The 1,053-nt window shown below is 73.0% G+C and carries 1 pseudogene; it reads left to right on the top strand.

The window, feature by feature from the left end:
• Nucleotides 1–140, top strand: a pseudogene (locus tag I5G_RS25335) (tryptophan--tRNA ligase); the annotation flags it as partial.
• Nucleotides 141–1,053 lie beyond the last annotated feature (913 nt).

Raw genomic sequence — 1,053 nt, forward strand, 5'->3', positions numbered from 1 at the left:
AGCCGGNGCGCGAGCGCGCGCTCGAGCTGCTCGCAGACCCCGCCGAGCTCGACCGCGTCCTCGCGTCGAACGCGGAGCGGGCGGCATCCGTCGCCGAGAAGACCCTCGCCGACGTCTACGACCGCATCGGCCTCCTGCGCGTGCTTTTCTCGTCGGGGCTGGGTGAGTCCGGGGGCGCGATGGGATTCTCGTTCGGTCTGGTGGCCGTGAGCGTCGCTGTTTCGGCCGCGGTGCTGTTCGTCGCGCTTCCGCGGCTCGGCAAGCCGGGAGCTCCGACGCTGTTCCTGCGCCTCACCGCGGTCGCGGGCCTCGCGGCGGTCGGGTCGAGCGTGATGTACCTGATCTTCATCGCCGGTGGCGGGATCGTTCCGCGCGTGGTCGGCGACACTGCGATGGTGCTCGCTCCGGCGGTCTTCTTCATCGCGCTCCGCGTGCTGTCGGGTGATCGCGCGCGGCGCTGGTCGGTGGCCGTCGTCGCCGTCGGCCTGGGGGTCGCGCTCGTGTCAGCGGTCGCGCCGATCCCGGCGTCGGGCGTCGTCAAGGTCGCCGTGCTCGCCGTGGTGTCCGCGGCCTGCGGCGTGGCGGCCGCGCGTTCGGACGTCGAGCCGTGGGCACCGATGCGCCTGCTGATGGTGACGTGCGGCGGGTACGCGGTGTTCTGCGTCGTCCGCCTCCTCGTCGGCCTCCTCCTGGGGCTGGACTCGGCGGTCTATACCGCGGTGTTCTCATTCACCCCGGTGACCGCCGCGGGATGCCTCGCGGTGCTGTTGATCGGGATCGCCGTCGTCCGTCTCTTCGCGGGTCGTCGCACCGCACCCGCGCGTCCCGAGGATCGCCCCGCGGGAGCGGTCGTCGTCCTGGGGGACTGGGACCTCGCGTCGGCCGCTTACGGCACGGAATCGGATGCGCGGGCTGGTGAGCGACCTCCCGCGAGGCGGGACGCACGCTCGACCCGGACGCCGCGGATGTGCCGCGCGGGATCGAGGTGGGAGTCGCGCAGCCCGTGAAGGCCATCGCGCAGTGCCTCCGCTCGCAGTTCGGCTGGAGCGCCGA

Source organism: Microbacterium sp. B19, assembly GCF_000333395.1.
Taxonomy (GTDB): domain Bacteria; phylum Actinomycetota; class Actinomycetes; order Actinomycetales; family Microbacteriaceae; genus Microbacterium.